This is a genomic window from Bradyrhizobium sp. P5_C12 (genome assembly GCF_054049735.1).
This window is the reverse complement of the sequence record NZ_JBFULU010000002.1, coordinates 1-15,200: the sequence shown is the minus strand read 5'-3', so window position 1 is coordinate 15,200 and position 15,200 is coordinate 1. Positions and strand designations below refer to the sequence as shown.

The 15,200-nt window shown below is 60.6% G+C and carries 13 protein-coding genes and 2 pseudogenes; 13 read left to right on the top strand and 2 right to left on the bottom strand.

Translation table 11 applies throughout. The features are described from left to right. Positions 1-89 precede the first annotated feature (89 nt). From ACXJMY_RS01670 to ACXJMY_RS01645, 6 genes are all read left to right on the top strand, one after another. Positions 90-1,133: a carbon-nitrogen hydrolase family protein gene (locus tag ACXJMY_RS01670; RefSeq protein WP_456617579.1), complete on the top strand. Its 1,044-nt coding sequence runs from the start codon at positions 90-92 to the stop codon at positions 1,131-1,133. Between the two features lie 277 nt (positions 1,134-1,410). Then, on the top strand, positions 1,411-2,517 hold the full coding sequence (locus tag ACXJMY_RS01665) for a cupin domain-containing protein (RefSeq protein ID WP_456617578.1): 1,107 nt from the start codon (positions 1,411-1,413) through the stop codon (positions 2,515-2,517). Positions 2,518-2,560: 43 nt separating this feature from the next. Beyond that, complete coding sequence (locus ACXJMY_RS01660) at positions 2,561-3,469, top strand: fumarylacetoacetate hydrolase family protein (RefSeq protein ID WP_456617577.1); 909 nt, start codon at positions 2,561-2,563, stop codon at positions 3,467-3,469. Further along, on the top strand, positions 3,469-3,906 hold the full coding sequence (locus ACXJMY_RS01655; protein WP_456617576.1) for an acyl-CoA thioesterase: 438 nt from the start codon (positions 3,469-3,471) through the stop codon (positions 3,904-3,906). Before ACXJMY_RS01660 ends, ACXJMY_RS01655 begins: the two co-directional genes overlap by 1 nt. Then, complete coding sequence (locus ACXJMY_RS01650) at positions 3,903-4,610, top strand: hypothetical protein (RefSeq protein ID WP_456617575.1); 708 nt, start codon at positions 3,903-3,905, stop codon at positions 4,608-4,610. The genes ACXJMY_RS01655 and ACXJMY_RS01650 overlap by 4 nt, the downstream gene beginning before the upstream one ends. Before the next feature lie 302 nt (positions 4,611-4,912). Then, positions 4,913-6,466 (top strand): glycoside hydrolase family 17 protein, encoded by a 1,554-nt coding sequence (locus tag ACXJMY_RS01645; protein ID WP_456617574.1) that lies wholly within the window; start codon positions 4,913-4,915, stop codon positions 6,464-6,466. Between the two features lie 251 nt (positions 6,467-6,717). Here the strand turns inward: ACXJMY_RS01645 and ACXJMY_RS01640 are convergent, their stop codons facing one another. Further along, a complete protein-coding gene (locus ACXJMY_RS01640) occupies positions 6,718-7,419 on the bottom strand; it encodes an alpha/beta fold hydrolase (protein WP_456617573.1) in 702 nt (233 codons plus the stop codon). A gap of 164 nt (positions 7,420-7,583) precedes the next feature. Here ACXJMY_RS01640 and ACXJMY_RS01635 point away from each other — a divergent pair, with 164 nt between their 5' ends. Together ACXJMY_RS01635 and ACXJMY_RS01630 are read left to right on the top strand one after the other, a co-directional pair. Next, a complete protein-coding gene (locus tag ACXJMY_RS01635) occupies positions 7,584-8,486 on the top strand; it encodes a LysR family transcriptional regulator (RefSeq protein WP_456617572.1) in 903 nt (300 codons plus the stop codon). Between the two features lie 246 nt (positions 8,487-8,732). Further along, positions 8,733-8,948, top strand: coding sequence for a dodecin family protein (locus ACXJMY_RS01630; protein ID WP_426613761.1), 216 nt, complete (start codon positions 8,733-8,735; stop codon positions 8,946-8,948). A 78-nt stretch (positions 8,949-9,026) separates the two neighbouring features. Here ACXJMY_RS01630 and ACXJMY_RS01625 read toward each other — a convergent pair. Further along, positions 9,027-9,281: pseudogene (locus ACXJMY_RS01625) on the bottom strand (transposase); the annotation flags it as partial. Positions 9,282-9,653: 372 nt separating this feature from the next. On the opposite strand from ACXJMY_RS01625, the gene ACXJMY_RS01620 reads away from it, so the two are divergent. The 5 genes and pseudogenes from ACXJMY_RS01620 to ACXJMY_RS01600 form a co-directional block, all read left to right on the top strand. Further along, positions 9,654-12,086 carry an arylsulfatase gene (locus ACXJMY_RS01620; RefSeq protein WP_456617819.1) on the top strand — a complete coding sequence of 811 codons (2,433 nt, stop codon included), beginning with the start codon at positions 9,654-9,656 and terminating at the stop codon, positions 12,084-12,086. Between the two features lie 199 nt (positions 12,087-12,285). Continuing rightward, positions 12,286-12,591: a hypothetical protein gene (locus tag ACXJMY_RS01615; protein WP_456617571.1), complete on the top strand. Its 306-nt coding sequence runs from the start codon at positions 12,286-12,288 to the stop codon at positions 12,589-12,591. Positions 12,592-12,745: 154 nt separating this feature from the next. Beyond that, positions 12,746-12,925 (top strand): hypothetical protein, encoded by a 180-nt coding sequence (locus ACXJMY_RS01610; RefSeq protein ID WP_456617570.1) that lies wholly within the window; start codon positions 12,746-12,748, stop codon positions 12,923-12,925. 38 nt (positions 12,926-12,963) lie between these two features. Beyond that, entirely contained in the window at positions 12,964-13,293 is a 330-nt protein-coding gene (locus ACXJMY_RS01605) for a GcrA family cell cycle regulator (RefSeq protein ID WP_456617818.1), read from the top strand. A gap of 1,059 nt (positions 13,294-14,352) precedes the next feature. Continuing rightward, positions 14,353-14,539, top strand: a pseudogene (locus ACXJMY_RS01600) (hypothetical protein); the annotation flags it as partial. Positions 14,540-15,200: the final 661 nt, after the last annotated feature.

The window sequence follows — 15,200 nt, the reverse complement described above, 5'->3', positions numbered from 1 at the left end:
AGAAATATGCGTTATCATACTTTTACATGTAAAGTAAGTCAACGCCGCGCCATGCTGACACTCTAGCGGATCTGCTCCCGAGTGCGATCATGAAGCCAGCGACAGGGCCTGCGCCGATGCTGAAGCTGCCTCGCTTTAAAGCTGCCGCCATCCAGGCCTCACCGGTATATCTCAACGCGAGCGCGACGGCCGACAAGGCGGCTTCACTGGTCCGTGAAGCCGCGGCGAACGGCGCGAAGCTCGTTGCGTTCCCCGAAGTCTTCGTTCCCGGCTACCCCTACTGGAACTGGATCACCGACCCGGTCACGGGAAGCGCATGGTTCGAGAAGCTCGCCAAGGCGTCGGTCCTTGTGCCGGGTCCGGAGGTCGACGTCGTCCGGAAGGCCGCGCGCGACACGGGATGCCACGTCGTGCTCGGCGTGAACGAGCGCAGTCCGGTCTCGCTGGGCACGATCTACAACACAATGGTTTTCATCGGGCCGGACGGCACGCTGCTCGGCAAGCATCGCAAGCTGGTGCCGACCTGGGCAGAGAAGCTGACCTGGACCGGCGGTGACGGATCGAGCCTGCGCGTCTATGATACCGAGATCGGGCGTCTCGGAGGGCTGGCGTGCGGCGAGAACACCAACACGCTCGCGCGCTTTGCGCTGTTGGGGCAGGGCGAGCTGGTGCATGTCGCCAGCTACATCTCGCTTCCCGTCGCGCCCCCCGACTATGACATGGCGGAGGCGATCAAGTTGCGCGCGATTGCCCACTCCTTCGAAGGCAAGATTTTTACGATCGTCTCCTGTTCGACCGTGTCGGAGGAGATCATCACCGCCATGGAAGCCGTGGTTCCCGACGCACGCGCGCGCTTGCAGCGGAAGTCGAGCGCCTTCTCCGGCATCATCGGGCCTGACGGCCGCCTGGTCGGCGATGCCCTGATCGACGACGAGGGTATCGTCTACGCCGACATCGACCTCGAGCGCTGCATCCAGCCGAAGCAGATGCATGACATCGTCGGGCACTACAACCGGTTCGACATTTTCGATCTCCGGGTCAATCGGCGTCCTTTGGCGCCACTTGACCTCGCAGACGGTGAGGGCGATGCCGCGGGGCAGGGCTTCACGCCGATCCCGCTCGGATCGGAATAATGGTTTGGGATGCAAACCGCAAAGAAGGTGCGCTCCCTCCCCCGCTTGCGGGGGAGGGTTGGGGAGAGGGTATCAACGCAATCGAGAACCCCCTAGAGGAGAGAACCCTCACCCGCGCCTTCGGCAAAGCCGAGGCTTCGCCTCGGCGTTCTTGGAGGACGGCCGCTGAAGGCGGCCTATGCTCTCCCGCAAGCGGGAGAGGTGACGCACCCCGCGGCCCAATCAACCAACTCATTTTACTTTGGTTGAAGCCACAAGACAGGACTTGGAGGATAGGATGCGCGAAAACATCGTCGGCCGGGCCAATGTCGAGGACACGCCCGAGCTCAAGGCCTATTACAAGGATCTCGAAAAGTACGAAGCTGGCGCGCTGTGGACGGTCGCCAACAAGATCGAGCCGTGGGCGCCGCAATCGGCGTCCGTTCCGGTGCTCTGGCGCTACGACGATCTGCGCGAGCACGTGCTGCGGTCGGTCGAGCTGGTCTCGCCGGAGAAGGCGGGACGGCGGGTGATCTATCTCAACAATCCCGGCCGCCGCGACGTATCGGCCGCGGTCGGCTGGCTCTATTCCGGATTGCAGGTGATGCACCCCGGCGAGGTCGCCTCGGCGCACGCACATTCGGCGTCGGCCTTGCGCTTCATCATGGAAGGGTCGGGGGCCTACACCGTCGTCGACGGTCACAAGATGACGTTAGGGGCGCGGGATTTCGTGCTGACGCCGAACGGCACCTGGCACGAGCATGGGGTCGACGGCAACGGCTCGGTCTGCATCTGGCAGGACGGACTCGACATCCCGCTGGTCAATGCGCTGGAAGCGAACTTCTTCGCGGTCCATCCCAAGGTCCAGCAGGAAGACTCCGGCTATCCCGTGGACGACATGACCAAGACCTGGGGCAATCCCGGTCTTCGCCCGGTCGACTCGAAATGGTCGAAGGGCTATTCCCCGATGTTCAAATACGAGTGGGAGCCTACCTACGACGCCTTGCGGAAATATGCCGCCGCGACCGATGGCTCGCCTTACGACGGCATTCTCATGAACTACGTCAATCCGGTCACCGGCGGACATGTGATGCAGACGATCGGCGCCAGCATGCAGTTGCTGCGGCCGGGCGAACGGACCAAGTCGCACCGGCACACCGGCAGCTTCATCTACCAGGTGGCCAAGGGGCGTGGTTATTCGGTGATCGGCGGCAAGCGTTTCGAGTGGCAGGAGCGCGATATCTTCTGCGTTCCCTCCTGGGCATGGCACGAGCACGGCAATGCGTCAGAGAGCGAAGACGCCTGCCTGTTCTGCTTCAACGATCTGCCCGTCATCGAGAGTCTCGGCTTCTACCGGGAAGAGGCCTATGGCGACAATGCCGGCCACCAGCCAGTTGCCGCCTGACGTCCCCACGCAGAATTCAACCGAAAGAGCCGGATAAAGCTTCATGCGCCTTGTTACCTACACTTTGGGCTCCAGCGGTGCCCGCCTCGGGGTCCTCGTTGACGGATTGGTTGTGGACGTCGAGCACCTCGGTGCGTCGCAGGGCTTTACATGGCCGAGCGACATGCTGTCGTTGATCGACAACAGCGTGACATTGCTGCCGGCGCTCAGGGACTGCCTGGATAATGCCAATGGACGCCTGCCGGCCGGCTCCGCCGTTCCGGTCGAGGACGTGAAGCTGCAGGCCCCGATCCCGCGGCCGCGGAAAAACATCTTCGGCATCGGGCTGAACTACCGCGCGCATGTCGCGGAATCCGCCAAGAGCCTGGATACGGACAAGGACCTGCCGAAGCAGCCGGTCGTCTTCTCCAAGCCGCCGACCTCCGTGATCGGCCCGGGCGCGGCGATCCAGCACAATGCGAAGATGACGCAGCAGCTCGATTGGGAAGTCGAGCTCGCCGTCATCATCGGCAAGACGGCGACCCGTATCACCGTCGAGAAGGCGATGGATCACGTGTTCGGCTATTCGGTGATGATCGACATTTCGGCGCGCGACAATCGCCGCGCCGGCCAGTGGATCTTCTCCAAGGGCATGGACACCTATGCGCCGTTCGGCCCGTGCATCGTCACCGCGGACGAGATTCCCGATCCGCATGATCTGCGGCTCTGGCTGACCAAGAACGGGGTCATGAAGCAGGACTCCAATACCAAATACATGATCTTCGACATTCCGGTGCTGATATCGGACATTTCGTCGGGCATGACGCTCGAGCCGGGCGACATCATCGCAACGGGAACGCCCGAGGGCGTCGGCGCCGGCAGGAGCCCTCAGGAATGGCTGTGGCCGGGCGACGTGGTCGAGGCCGGGGTCGATGGCGTCGGCGTCATCCGGCATCCGGTCGTCGCGATCTGATGACGAATTTCTCGTTCGACCGCGAGCTGAGGTTCGGCGACTGCGACCCTTCCGGCATCGCTTATTTTCCGTCCTACCTGAACATCCTCAACGGCGTCGTCGAGGAATTCTGGGCGGCGATCGGCTTTCCATGGCCGGGATTGATCACGGTGCGGACGATCGGGACGCCCACGGTGCACCTGACCTGCGACTTTTCCCGGCCATCGAGATTCGGCGATCTCCTGACGTTCGGGCTCCGCATCGGCCGGGTGGGCGGATCATCTCTGCATTTGGAGCATATCGTCTCGGGCGCGGATGGCATGCGCTGGCGCGCCCGCCAGGTCCTTGCCGCGACCTCGCTGCTGGATCACCATGCGATCCCGTGGCCCGATGACATTCGCACCGCGCTCACGGCGCATCTGAGCCTGGGCGAGGGGGCCGAGGCAACGCCGGCATGATCTCGCTCTTCGTGACATTCTCCGATCGGGCAGGCGAACGGCGGATTCATCCCGACGAGGTTGCCGCCGCGGCAGAGTTGGTCGGATCGATCCCGGAGATGACCGAGGGCTTGCTGTTCACGCCGCTGGAGCAATCGGTCGATCATCCCTACAAGGCCGACGGCTCCGGCCCCGTGTTTGCGCTTCAACTGCGCTTTCCAGACCTGTTCGCCTGCGAGGCGGCGCTGGATTGCGGCGGCGTCCTTGCCGGCCTGGCGAAGGGGGCCGGGTTATCCGGCCTCGCCGGATTGGACGTCACGCACCAGGTGATGCTGACGCGCGCGTTTCCCGTCGACGTCGCCGCACATCCGGCAGGGGTGACAACGCCGTGCAGCTACCTCGTGCACTATCCCGGCCCGGCTGAAGACATGAACGCCTGGAACCTGCACTATCTCGAGCACCATCCGTCGATCATGCGGACTTTCCCGAACGTCCGCCAGATCGAGATCTACACCCGCATCGATTGGGTCGACCGGCTGCCGTCGCGGCGCGTCGAGCACATGCAGCGCAACAAGCTGGTGTTCGACAGCCCGGAGGCCCTCGCGCACGCGCTCGGCTCCGACGTGATCAAGCGCATGCGCGCAGACTTCGTCCAGTTCCCGCCGTTCGCAGGCGGCAACAAGCATTTTCCGATGCTGACGCAGGTGGTTCGGCCGAAGCCCTAGATGGCCGAGAACGTGAAAAAATATGGCGTGAGCCCGTACATTGAGACGGATCGCCATATGTCCGCTTTGGCGCCCATTTCAGACCCGCCCTGCGGTAGCATTAAGGCCTTCGTTGGATGTTGACTCGCCTCTTGCGGCACGGACGATCTGGCACCAGCTTTCACAGGTCAAGCAGGTAACGGCGGACGATTTCTGTTGTTGTCGGGTCACGACAACATGCCGGTTGACCGACGATCTCTACGTTGGAGGGTCGAACTATTTCGCTTCGCACGCCTCTGGCGCTTCTCCTCATATCCCTAGGTGTGATCGCCGCGGTGTGGTGGTGGCTGGCCATACCGATCAACTTGGCGCGCGCACCGATCGATCCGAATGCCAAACTGCAATGCATATCCTACGCGCCCTTCCGCAACAACCAAACGTCGGAGTCGCCGACACCAGTGCCGCGGGACCAGATCGCGGAAGATCTCGCCCAACTTGCCAAAATAACCCACTGTATCCGTACCTATGCGACGGATCTTGGTCTCGATCAGATCCCCGAACTTGCGTCCGAGGTGGGGCTGAAAGTCATTCAGGGAATTTGGCTCGATAGGGACCGACAGAAGAACGCGACGCAGATATCCACGGGCATACGCCTCGCCCGGCAATATCCGGAAACCATCACCGCACTCGTGGTCGGCAATGAGGTTCTGTTGCATCGGAAGATGACGCCTTCCGACCTTGCTGCCTTAATCCGCTCGGTCAAGGCACAAGTGCCGGTCCCCGTCACCTATTCCGACGTCTGGGAGTACTGGCTGCGCTATCGGGAGCTCGATGACGCCGTCGATTTCGTCACCGTTCATATCCTGCCATATTGGGAGAACGTCCCGGTCCCGGCGAAATCTGCCGCTGCTCACGTCGACGACGTCCGAAAGCAGGTAGCGTCGGCGTTTCCGGGAAAGGAAATCCTGATTGGAGAAACAGGTTGGCCGAGTGAAGGGCGGATGCGCGATTCGGCGCTACCGTCGCGCACCAATCAGGCGCGGGTGATCTCGGAGGTACTCGATCTTGCCCGGCGCGAGAATTTCCGCGTCAACCTGTTCGAGGCGTATGATGAATTGTGGAAGCATGAGTTCGAGGGCACCGTCGGCGGGTCGTGGGGCTTATTCGATTCCGCGCAGCGCATGCTGAAATATCCCCCCGGCATCCCCGTCAGCAATTATCCGCTCTGGAAACTGCAAATGAGCAGCGGAATGGCGCTGGCGATCCTGGTGTTCGGCGCTGCATGGCTGACCTCGCGCCGGAAGCTCTCGCAGCCCCGGCTCGTCTCCTGGTTTGCGGTCGGAATATCGGCAACCACCTCCGGAGTCCTGTTTGGGGTGGCCGCTCAAAAGATGTTCTATGAAAGCTACGACGCGGGCAGCTGGCTGCTGTGGGGCGCACTTCTGGTGGCGGCAACTGCCTCGCCGCTGTTCGGCGCCAACGCCCTGATGTCCGGGCGCGCACCGCCCACATTTCTGGAATTGCTGGGTCCGAAAGACGACCGGACCCCATCGGGGCTGGCGATCATGCACGGATTGATCTTGATCGTAACCATCGTGATCGGCACGGCGACTGCGCTGGGCTTTATGTTTGACCCGCGCGAAAAGGATTTTCCCTTTGCGGCCCTCACTATGGCGGCAGTCCCCTTTGCGGCTATGACGCAGCTCAATCGCCCCAAGAAGGGAATCCGCCCCATGGCGGAAGCGATATTTGCCGGCGTATTCCTGGTGGCAGCCATCTATGCGGCGCTTAGCGAAGGACCGGACAATTGGCAGTCGCTGTGGACTTGTGCTGCCTATATACTGCTTGCGGTTACGCTGTGGCGGGCGCGCGCTTGAGAAAACCTGGCCGGCCGACTTCCGTTTTGGGGGCAAGTGCGTCGATCCAGGCATATCCGCAACCATGCCGACCAGGCGGGTTAATGGGGGCTACCATCGCTCATAGATGCTCCCGAAAGAATCGCACGACGCTTGCGTCGAACTCGCGGTGAAAGGCCGCCCCGTCGGCTACTGAACACCTGCCCATGAACAAGAGAGGTCGCCTCGCGAGCGACCTCTCCTTCGTGTACGGCAATGTATGCTTCTTGCGATCAGCTTTTTTGAACGGCGGCCGCGGCTTTGCGGATCACGTCGATAACCACATTTGGCTGGGAGAGCATCGGCACGTGGCTGCTCGCCACCTCGGTGACGGTCGCTCCCATGCGCTTCGAGACCCAGCGTTGCAGATCCGGATGCACCGTGTGGTCTTGCGTGGCCAGAACGTACCAGCTCGGCTTCGATCTCCACGCGATCTTGTCGGCGCTGAGCTTCTGTTGCTGGAACAGATTGTAGACGGGCGCATAGTGGGTGGCCCACACCAGCTTCTGGTCTTCTTTGGAGAGGTCTCCGGCAAAGAATTCGGTGCCGTTCGGAAGCATCCAGGCACGCCCGTCTGCGACCTCGACGCGAGAGAAGATGTCCGACGGATACTTGTCGAGCTGGTCCTGTACGGTCTCGCCGGCATCCGGGGCGACCGCTGCAATGTAGACGAGGCCAACCACGCGCTCATCGGTCCCCGCGCCCGTGATGGTGGCGCCTCCATACGAATGACCGACGAGGAGGACCGGGCTGCCGACACGATTAAGCGTGCGCTTGACCGTCGCAAGGTCCTCTTCGTAGGAGTCCAGACCATATTGAACGGCGATGACCTCGTAACCATCAGCCTGCAACGCAGGAATGACTTTGCTGAAACAAGAACCATCGGCCCAGATGCCGTGGCAGAAAACGATCGTCGGCTTGGTTTGCGCAGGCATACTGCATTCCCTTTTTCTTGCATGAGCTTGAGCGATGGAGGGCATGTTGGAAGGCCTAGAGCGCGGCTGCCAGGGATCCCCCCCATTGCGAGGCTCAACCTATTCGGTCATAAATGACCGAATAGGTGGGTTTCGTTCGGTTCTTTCGTGATCAGAAGTCCGGAATGACGACGATTTTGGAAAGAACAGCCGGTCTGCTGGCCTTCGTGCGGACGGTTGATACGGGTTCTTTCGCGGGCGCCGCGAGGCTCATTGGCGCCAGTCCTTCAGCCGTATCGAAAAGCGTCGCGCGCCTCGAGCAACGTCTCGGTGTACGCTTGCTGCAGCGCTCGACGCGCACGCTCAGCCCGACGTCCGAAGGCGCCGCTTATTATGAGCATGTTGCCCCCCATTTGCGCGCGATCGAGGAAGCCGATGACATCGTGCAGGCTCCGGGCAACGTGCGTGGCGTGCTTCGGGTCACCGTGCCGAGTACGTTCGGACGTCCGTTGATCTCTGCATGGGCGGGCTCGTTCCTGGAACGCTATCCAGACATCAAGCTCGACCTCAGCGTCACGGACCGCCGTGTCGATCTCATTCGCGAGGGTTTCGACCTCGCGGTCAGAATTGGCGAATTGGAAGACACGAACCTGATCGGTCGCTCGTTGGGTGTCCTGCAATATGTTCTGGGCGCATCGCCGGAATACCTTCAGCGCCGGGGAGTTCCGCGGTCGATCGACGATCTCAGGCAGCATGCCTGCCTTCGCCACCTGCTCGGCGGCCGGCCGCAAGCATTCGCTTTTGCGGACGGCACCCGGGTCATCCCCAATGGCCCCTTCGATAGCGACGATGCCCAGTCGTTGATTGAGGCGGTCGTCAAGGGCGTTGGCATCACCCAGTTCATGCGCATCGCAATCGAGGACGAGCTTGCCGCCGGACGATTGAATGTCGTGCTGCCGGAGATACCGATGTTCACCACGCCGGTCTTCGTCCTGCACGCGTTCGGACGGCAACTCCCCCTGCGAGCCCGCCTGTTCATCGATTTTCTTGTCGAGGCCTTGGGCGTGTCGCGCAATTCGTCGCTCTGAACTTTCGGAATTGGCCAGAAGCGCGGTCGAGCATAGATCGGCCGCCACGAATACCTGACGACGACTTGATCGTGCTGCGGCTTCGGGCCAAAAGCCGCCATCCCCGCCAGATGCGGTTTGTCCTTATCGGGCCCCCGGGCGACGTCCGAGACCGTATCGCGTCGTATCGGCGCCGATATCCTGATGCTAGATTTCACAACGGCAGGGAGCACCTGCTTCCTGCTTCAGACCGAACGGGAGGACGACATGCCTGATAGCGTCTACAAGGTCATTGAACTGATCGGTACCAGCAACGACTCATGGGAGAAGGCGGCCGCTAATGCGGTCGGGCAAGCTGCAAAATCTCTCCGGGATCTTCGCATTGCAGAGGTCGTCAAACTCGACATGCAACTGGATGAGAAGGGAAAAATAGAGGCCTATCGCGCCAAGCTCAACGTCTCGTTCAAGTTCGAGGGTTCCTGAGCCTCAGCACCTCGCCCCCGCTTGCGGGGCGAGGTTAGCTCACTGGAGAAGGGCGCGCGGCCATCCGGGAAGGAGCGCCTAGGGCGCGGACTCATTGGCATGCAGCCAAATTCGGATTGATGCGAGTTTGACGAACGCCAGATAGTTGGCTGCGAGCTTGTCATATCGGGTCGCGACACGCCGACATTGCTTGATCTTGTTGAAGAACCGTTCGATCAAGTTGCGCGCGCAATATAGAAACGGGCTGAAGCAGATTGGGTCTTTGCGATTGCGTTTCGGCGGAATATTGGCCCACGCGCCTTGCTGGCGGACAAGCTCCCTAATCCAATCCGCGATTGCGGTCCATTCGTAATCGCTGAGTTCGTAGCGCATGATTCGAGGCTCCGGTTTCGGACCTTGAATCACGTCTCGGGCAGCGCCAGCAACCGACAACGCCCGTGGCCGTGCCGCTAATGCTCTGAATTTGCTTCCGCTTTCGGGGCATAGCGGACTTAGCCGGGCTTGCTGTTGGCTCGACCCGGTCGCGAATGACCCCGATCGGACATTCCTTGATCTACATCAAGCACGACGAGGGGCGTTCCATGAGGTGCTTGCGGTGAGCCATCCTCTACTTGAGGGTGAAATTCTATTTCGTGGCGGCCATCACAGGAGAACATCGTGACCAAGATTGCGAGTTTCCTATCATCGTCAGGTATTCTCCTCTGCATGTCACTTGCGCCGGGCGCTTGGGCCCAGCAAATCACGGGCACGCCGGGTACGCCCAGCGCCACGATGACACTTGATGGCAAGCAGCTTCCGCCGGAGCCTCCAAAGTTCGGCGGCGATATCAAGGAAACCGCGAAAGACTCCAAGCCCTACTGGCCACCGTCCGTCGTGCCGCCCAAGGGCGCACCAAACGTGCTGCTGATCATGACTGATGATCAAGGTTATGGCGTGACTGGCACCTTCGGTGGAGTCATCCCAACCCCGAACATGGATCGCATTGCCGAGACGGGTCTGCGCTACACGCAGTTTCACTCGACGGCGCTTTGCTCGCCGACGCGCGCAGCGCTGATCACCGGCCGCAACCACCATTCGGTCGGATTCGGCGTCATCGGTGAACTGTCCACCGGCTACCCCGGCTACGATTCCGTCATTGGCCCGGAGAGCGCGACGATCGGGACTATTCTGCGGGACAACGGATTTGCCACCTCATGGTTCGGCAAGAACCATAACACCCCGACCTATCTGTACAGCGCGGCTGGTCCATTCGACCAGTGGCCGGTCGGAATGGGATTTCAATACTTCTACGGGTTCATGGGCGGCGAGACCGACCAGTGGACGCCTTATCTTTATAAAAACACGACCCAGATTTTTCCGTGGATCGGCAAGTCCGGCTACAACCTCACCACCGATATGGCGGACGAAGCCATCAACTACATGAACAGCCTGAACGCGGCCGCACCCGACAAGCCGTTCTTCCTCTACTACGTGCCCGGCGGCACGCATTCGCCGCATCAGCCGAAGAAGGAATGGACCGACAAGTTCAAGGGCAAGTTCGACATGGGCTGGGAGAAGCTGCGCGAGCAGATCTTCGCCAACCAGAAGCGACTCGGGGTCATCCCGGCGAATACCCAACTCACTGCCTGGCCTGATACCTTGCCGAAGTGGGACTCGCTCTCATTGATCCAAAAGAAGCTGTACGCGCGGGAGGCGGAGGTGTTTGCCGCTTACGCCGCCTATACCGATAATGAAATCGGCCGCGTCATCAAAGCGGTCGAGGACATGGGCAAGCTCGACAACACACTGATCATCTATATCAGCGGTGACAACGGCACCAGCGCCGAAGGCACGCTAGAGGGCACCCCGAACCAGATGACGGCCTATAACGGCGTGCTGAAACTCCCCGAAGCCGAGTTGATGCTGCACTACGAGAATTGGGGCTCCGACAAAACCTACCCGCATATGTCGGTGGCATGGTCGTGGGCTTTCGATACCCCGTTCAAATGGACCAAGCAGGTGGCGTCGCACTTCGGTGGCACCCGCCAAGGAATGGCAATTTCATGGCCCGGTCACATCAAGGATGTCGGCGGCATTCGCTCCCAGTTCCACCACATCATCGACATCGTGCCGACCATCCTTGAGGCCACGGGCATCCCGGCGCCTGCGACCGTCAATGGCATTGCGCAAAAGCCCATCGAGGGCGTGAGCATGGCCTATACGTTCGACCAGGCCAACGCCAACGCACCGTCAAAGCGCGACACGCAATATTTCGAGATGTTCGCCAACCGCGGCATCTACCACGATGGCTGGTATGCCTGCACGACGCCGCCCGAAGCGCCCTGGCTTATGGGCACGGCAAAGATGCCTGAGATCAACGAATACAAATGGGAGCTCTACAACATCGCCGAGGACTACTCGCAAAACAACGACGTCGCGGCCAAGAATCCTGACAAGCTAAAGGAGCTGCAGGCGAAGTTCCTGAGCGAGGCCGCGAAATACCAGGTCTTGCCGCTGGACAACTCCGTCTTGCCGCGCATCGTCACCCCGCGGCCGAGCGCGACAGCAGGGAAAACTGTTTTCACCTACACGGGATCGAACCCCGGCATTCCTGCCGAGAATGCGCCCAGCATCATGAACAAGGACTACAAGATCACCGCCGAGATAACGATCCCGGCGGGCGGGGCTGAGGGAATGATCGTTACTCTCGGCGGCCGGTTCAGCGGCTATGGCCTGTACTTGCTGAAAGGCAAGCCGGTTTTCGTTTACAACATGCTGGATTTGAAACGATACCGCTGGGAAGGTGGCGTGGGTGCGCGGGATTGGTTGGGTTCTGCGCTCAAGCCGGGAAAGCACACCATCGTATTCGATTTCAAATATGATGGACCCGGCCCAGCCAAGGGCGGCACTGGGGTGCTGTCGGTGGATGGCAAGGAGTACGCCCGCCGGTCGATCCCGCACTCGATTGGGTTCCTGATGGCCATCGACGAGTCCTTCGACATCGGCGTCGATAGCCGCACAGAGGTGGATGACAGTTACAAGCTGCCGTTCCAGTTCACCGGGAAAATCGACAAGCTGACATTCAACCTTGGGCCGACCCAGATGACCAGCGATGAGCAAAAGGTCATGCGGCACGCACTCGAAAGGGCGAGGGACTGAGCGCGACAGGCGCGCAACCTGTATTTCCGGTATTGGCACATCGCGTCATTTAGCTGCGTTGCAGAATTTGGTCGCTATCGGTGCATAGCGGGCTCTGGCAAGCCGTCCGCCCGGCAGATTTATGGGTTCACGGCCTAGTCCAATTGAGACCGGGCATGCTTTGATGCGTGGGGCGGGAACCGTAACGCGTGGTGACCTCATGTACATAGTCATTCGCAAGTACACCAAGGTTCGTTCGGTTGCGGACGCTGCTCGCCGCGCCAAGAGCGGCGTCGGTCAGATCCTGAGGCAATCGCGCGGATTCAGATCTTACTACGTGCTGGATGGGGGCGACGGCGTGGGTGTCGCCGTGATGATATTCGAGGATCGCGAAAGCGCCAATGCAGCGAACGCCCGGATAATGGAGTTCATTCAAGCGAGTCTGCATGACCTCGATCTTGGGGATCCCGAAATCACTGCCGGCGAAGTGTTGGTAAATATAGAACCTGATGCGTCCTCGGCATAAAGTATTCGTAGACGCCGCCAGTTATGTGGGGTGCCGCCCCTTGCCGCGGCTGTCGATCTGATCGCCGTCGCGTAGGAGCGATCCCGCCCTGGAACTCCGGATGTCGTCCGTCGGAATATTCGACTGCGCATGCTCTTCGAGGAGTAACAACGCCATGAGGCAACACGAGTTCGAAGCATTTTTCATCACAGCGATCGTCTGGACGCCGCTCGTCGCTATGGGCGCCCTGATGCCGCCCCGAGATCCTGATGATGACGAGGAGGACGACGAAGACGACGAAGAGGAGGATGAAGCCGACGAACCGGCAGTCGTACGCGAGCCGGATGAAGACTAGACTAGCCGGTGTCGGCCAGTCAGCGCTATAATCTCCCCATGGGCTGGGATGCGAAAGACGTAGCACTGCTCAAAAGGCTCTGGGCCGCAGGACAGAGCGCGGCACAGATTGCGCGCCGTCTCGGGTGTAGCCGTAACGCGGTCTGCGGGATGCTAACCCGTTTGGGCTTGAAGCGTGGCCACAAGCCGCCAACAGCAAGACCCAGGATCAGGCCGCCACCGAAGCTAAGGCCGGCGTCGTCGGCCGCCTGCGCACGTCCAGTGGCAAAGAAGGTGTCGCGAAGCACTGCAGAGAGGCAGCAGCCCAAGGAATTCAGCAAGCAGCAGCTGTACGCCATTCTAGCTGAGGCGGTCAGGAACACTGGCTAAGAGCTCACCACGAAGGGCGTTACGCTCGGCGTCCGTGCCCTGGTCCAGCTCGAACGGTTCGGCGGTCGTGAACATTCAATCCAAGCGAGCGTCGATTGTTTCACGGCATTGCTCTGAGACTGCCCAACAAGCGCTTGGCTAATGACCTTGGCAAATTGGGATGCGCACAGGCGGACGTCCGTTCTGGCGCTCATTTCGGACTCTCGTCGACATCACGGCGCTTCCGGAAAAGGGGCCAAGAGGGGACATCACTCACTTGGTTGTCGTTTCGAAATCTTTGCCGACTTTGTACACGGTTGGATGCATAAACTCTGTGATTCACGTTGAAATTTGGTCACGAGCCAGATCAAGCCCCTTGATCTTTGTCAATGTCGGCATCAACCGACGGGCCTCCTTATGCAAAGGGGGCGAGACAGGATAGGAGCAAAACGATGAAGCAGATGGCTTTCAGAAATTTTGCAATTGCAACTTCGGCTATCGCCCTTGCAACACTGTTCACTGTTGACTGGTCTGAGCAGCGCGGGAYTTCGCTGTCAGTTGAGAGTGCCCAAGCGAGGCGGCTCTATGTCAGCCCGTATCCCTATAGTCACTACATACCCGATCAGTCCGGTCTGCCTTGGTACGCAGTGCGGGCCTACTATACTGGCGGCCCCTGGTGTGGGGTCGGCGGCAGGACCGGGTACGGCACGGCTGTTGGGGTCTTTGGGCGTGCTTCCTACACCTGCTACGACGGTTGGGATAGCTATGCGAAGCTCAACGGCATTGGTTGCACGCCCGGCACCTTGATCAAGGGCGGTGACGGAATCATGTACGTCTGCCAGTARGMACGCGGACCACACGGAGAGGCGGCGCAAKSGYCGCCTCTTTCAATTYGAAAACGMTRTCCGTTCTTGCCGTCACGGGCTCGCGCACGATCGAAGAAARCTCGTYGRTARCGTCAAAGTCTCTGCCTCATCCGAGCTCGCAAGCCCATCGTCTACCTTTGATCTAGCGCAATAGCCACCCKGCGGTGAGGCAGCATCCTTTCAGCATGGGGCAAGCCAGTAATGGAGCAAGTTCATGAAACAGATGCATCTAACAAAACTTGCAATTGCGGGCTCAACTGTCGCATGCGCGGCACTGTTCTCGTTTAGCTGGTCTGAACAACGCGGTGTCTCTTTGTCAGTCGAGAGTGCCCAAGCACGGGTCGGTCGGCCACTGACCCCRATGAGCGTTGCAGGTGTTGCTCGCCGGCAAGACCGGCGGGCTGCGTACCGGTATGGAGCCGGGGTCGTCGGCGCTGGCGTCGCCGGCGCGGCCGCCGTGGGCACGGCGGCTGCTGTGGCGGCTACATCTCCCAACTGGGGATGGGGAAGCGGCCCTTACTACACAGGCGACGCTCGGGCAGCCAACGCCTACTATGGCGGGTCCACAGCCAGCTCCAGCAATGGCTGGTACATAACGCCCACCGGCATGGCCTGCACATCGGGGACTTTGGTCACAGGCGCCAACGGTTTGCCGTTCCGCTGCCGGTAAAGCACACGCGAAGGCCGGTGAAGCGGGCATCGACTTCGGCGCGTCAGCATACCAGCGACGTTATGGCACCCTGATCTGCTGAAGCCGAGAAGTCCCCTCGAAACGAAGACGTGTGCGCCAGAGACGCTGCATGGCCGAGAAGTGGTGTTGAATGCTACCGCGGGTCACGAGGTTGGTTTATGCACCAAGGCTAGTGGCCCGCAGGCAAATCCTCTATCGACGCGCTCCGACGCGATTAACGCCGCCATTGGCATTACCGCCGACGTTATGACGGACTGCAGCGCGCGCAACGGGCCGTGGCCGGAGGGCAACGCCAGCCCGGGCAACGCAACCGACCGGATAGTCGACGTACTGGCAATAAACGATCGCGCGGGCCGGTGATGGAGCAAGCG